The organism is Kitasatospora sp. NPDC091257, assembly GCF_044757675.1.
In the GTDB taxonomy this organism is placed as follows: domain Bacteria; phylum Actinomycetota; class Actinomycetes; order Streptomycetales; family Streptomycetaceae; genus Kitasatospora; species Kitasatospora lactacystinica.
The window spans coordinates 1-3,545 of record NZ_JBIVVI010000972.1 but is presented as its reverse complement, the minus strand read 5'-3'; the positions used below and the strand labels follow the sequence as shown (position 1 = coordinate 3,545).

Sequence of the window (3,545 nt, the reverse complement as noted above, 5' to 3'; positions counted from 1 at the left end):
CCCGGCCCCGGCCCCGGTCCCGGCCCCCGGGGCCGCGCACACCTCCGGGACCCGCCAGCCACTGTGGCCTCTCCCACCTGCGAATTCAACGAATTGTGACGCGAACACCTCCGCGTGCTGCGGGGGCGTTTCGTCTTCGTGTCCACATGCCCTGATCCCTGGTGCCACCTGTCGCTCGCACACAGACTGGCTTCTGCACGGTCGTGCAGCCACCCCTTGGATCGAGGAAGTTCCATCCGCATGCCCAGTTCCCCCAGACCCGGCGCTCCCCAGCCGCACCCGCCGCATCCGGTGGGGAGGTGCCGTCCGTGCTCCGGTACGTGACACGCAGGGCGGCGGGCTGGTTCCTGGTGATCGCCGTGGCCACCAACGCCACGTATTTCCTGGCCAGTTGGTTCCTCGACCCGCGTTCGAACTTCAAGGAGCTGCGCCCGGTCCGCACCGAGGAGCAGATCTCCCGGGCCCTGGCCCCCTACAACCTCGACCCGCACGAGCCGCTGCTCCACCGCTGGTGGGACTGGCTGACCGGGGTGGTCCTGCGCTTCGACTGGGGCCGCTCCCCCGTCGGGGTCCGGGTGAACGGGGAGATCGGCTACCGCTCCCTGGTCAGCGCCGAACTGGTGATCGGCGCGACGGTCCTGTCCGTCGTCGTCGGTGTCGCGCTCGCGGTCCACACCGCCTCGCGCCAGTACGGCTGGCGGGACCGGGCCGCCCAGGCCCTGTCCATGGCGCTCTTCAACGTCCCGGTGTCCATCGCCGCCCTCGCCCTGGTGCTGCTGGCCATCCGGCTGAACGAACAGGCGGGTTGGCACTTCCTGTACGTCGCGGGGGAGAACTCGCCCGACGTGGAAGGGTTCTGGGCGACGATCGGCGACCGGCTGCTGCACCTGATCCTGCCGACGCTGACGCTCACCCTGACGGGGTACGTGGGCTACCACCTCACCCAGCGCTCCCTGCTGCTGGACGTCATCGGCTCCGACTTCGTGCGCACCGCCCGGGCCACCGGGCTCACCCGCGCCCAGGCGATCCGCCGGCACGCCCTGCGCACCGCTCTGATCCCCACCGCCCAGTCCGTGGCCTTCAGCATCCCGGCCGTCTTCACCGGCGCGGTCCTCACGGAGACGATCTTCGGCTGGAACGGCATGGGCCAGTACTTCATCCAGACCATCAGCAAGAACGACGTGCACGGCACCGTGGCGACCGCCGCCTTCGCCGCCGCCCTGACCGCGGTCGGCGCGATCCTCGCGGACATCGCCACCGTTCTTCTCGACCCGAGGGTGCGGGTGAGCTGAGATGGGCACCCCTGTGAGTCCCGACGCGACCGCCGAAGGCGTCCCGGCCACCGACCCCGGGTCGGCCACCGGTCCGCTGCTCACCGAACAGGACGGGCGGGACGGGCGAGGCGTGCACGACCGGCACGACGGTCGCTACCTGGGACGGCGCCGCCTCTACCTGCGGCGCTTCCTGCGCAACCGGACCGCCGTCGCCGGCGTGGTGATCTTCCTGCTGCTCGTGCTGTTCAGCGCGCTCGGCAACCTGTTCACCCCGTACGGCTACGCGGACACCGACTTCTCGGCCCTGACCCAGTCCCCCGGCGCCGAGCACTGGTTCGGCACCAACCAGGGCGGCAACGACGTCTACGCCGCCGCCGTGCACGGCCTCCAGCGCTCGCTGGTGATCGCGGTGACCGTCTCCCTGCTGACCGTCGCCATCGCCGCGGTCGTCGGCGCGGGCGCCGCCTACTTCGGGGGCCGGGTGGAGAAGGCCACCCTCGCCCTCATCCACTTCCTGCTGATCGTGCCCTCCTTCCTGATCCTCGCCCTGGTCTCGCACCGGCTCGCCGGCGACTGGCGGGTCCTCGTCCTCGTCCTGACGGTGTTCGGCTGGATGTCCACCGCCCGGGTGGTCTGGTCGGTGTCGACGTCCCTGCGCGAACGCGACTACGTGCGCGCCGCGGAGTACATGGGCGTACGCCCCCTGCGCATCGTGGTGCGCCACATCATCCCCAACCTGGGCTCCCTGCTCATCGTCAACCTCACCCTGGGCGTGGTCTCCACCGTGCTCAGCGAGACCGCCCTGTCCTTCCTCGGCTTCGGCGTCCAGACCCCCGACGTGTCGCTGGGCACGATGCTCGCCGACGGCGCGGGCACCATCACCAGCGCCCCCTGGCTCTTCGCCTTCCCCGCCGGGCTGACCGTACTGCTCACCGTCTCGATGACCTTCGTCGGCGACGGTCTGCGCGACGCCCTCGACCCCACGTCCACCACCGGCGCGGCCGGAGGCCGACGATGACCCTCGCACCCGCCCACCGCACCGGGCCCACGGCCGGACCCACCGGCCTCACCGACCCCACTGGCCTCAGCGGCCTCAGCGGCCTCACCAGGCCCGCACCCGTCCTGTCCGTACGCGACCTGCGGGTCTCCTTTCCCTCCGAGGCCGGACCGGTGGAGGCCGTGCGCGGCGTCGACTTCGACCTCCTGCCCGGGCGCACCCTGGGCATCGTCGGCGAATCCGGCTCCGGCAAGTCCGCCACCGCCCTCGCCGTCATGGGCCTGCTGCCGCCCACCGCGCGGCTCGGCGGCCGGATCCTGCTGGGCGGCCGCGACCTGGCCGCCATGGACGACAAGGAACTCTCCCGGGTGCGCGGCAAGGACATCGGCATGGTCTTCCAGGACCCGATGTCCGCGCTCACGCCCATCTTCAGCGTCGGCCGGCTGCTCTCCGAGGCCCTGCGCGTGCACCGGGAGCTGTCCAGGAAGGACGCCTGGGAGCAGGCGGTGGAACTGCTCGACCTGGTCGGCATCCCCGACCCGCGCGAACGCGCCAAGGCGTTCCCGCACGAGTTCTCCGGCGGCATGCGCCAACGCGTCGTCATCGCGCTGGCCATCGCCAACAAACCCTCGGTGCTCATCGCCGACGAGCCCACCACGGCGCTCGACGTCACCGTCCAGGCCCAGATCCTCGACGTGCTGCGCCTGGCCCAGCGCGAGACCGGTGCCGGTCTCGTCCTGATCACCCACGACCTGGGCGTGGTGGCCGGCCACGCCGACGACGTCGCCGTCATGTACGCCGGACGGATCGTCGAGCACGCGAGCGTCGACGAGCTCTTCCGCCGTCCGACGATGCCCTACACCGCCCGAGTGCTGGCCAGCGTCCCGACCGTGGACGGCGGTGTCCAACGGCCCCTGGTCCCGGTCGGCGGAGAGCCGCCGTCCCTGGTCGGCCTGCCCGGCGGCTGCCCCTTCGCGCCCCGCTGCGCGGTGGCCCTGGACGTGTGCCGGACCACCGAACCGGACCTGACCGCGCCGGACTCGACCGCGCCGGTCCTGACCACGCCGGACTCGACCGCACCGGTCCTGACCACGCCGAACCTGACCGCACCGGCCGGGCAGCCCGGGCGCGCCGCCTGCCACCGCGCGCAGGAGATCGCCGACGGAAGCCTCGACCCGGTCGGGGCGGCCGCCCCCGTGCCACCGGCCGCGTCCGGGGAGCGGACGGCCGGCGACGTGGTCCTGCGCGTCGAGGACCTGGTCAAGACCTTCCCC

At 72.3% G+C, this 3,545-nt stretch carries 3 protein-coding genes; all 3 read left to right on the top strand.

What is annotated here, in order from left to right:
• The first annotated feature begins 308 nt into the window (after positions 1 to 308).
• A complete protein-coding gene (locus tag ACIQOV_RS32965) occupies positions 309 to 1,292 on the top strand; it encodes an ABC transporter permease (RefSeq protein ID WP_401054395.1) in 984 nt (327 codons plus the stop codon).
• A gap of 139 nt (positions 1,293 to 1,431) precedes the next feature.
• Positions 1,432 to 2,292 (top strand): ABC transporter permease, encoded by an 861-nt coding sequence (locus ACIQOV_RS32960; RefSeq protein WP_401054396.1) that lies wholly within the window; start codon positions 1,432 to 1,434, stop codon positions 2,290 to 2,292.
• Positions 2,289 to 3,545: ABC transporter ATP-binding protein (locus tag ACIQOV_RS32955; RefSeq protein ID WP_401054393.1), on the top strand; the 1,257-nt coding region annotated here is incomplete at its 3' end. The genes ACIQOV_RS32960 and ACIQOV_RS32955, both read left to right, overlap by 4 nt.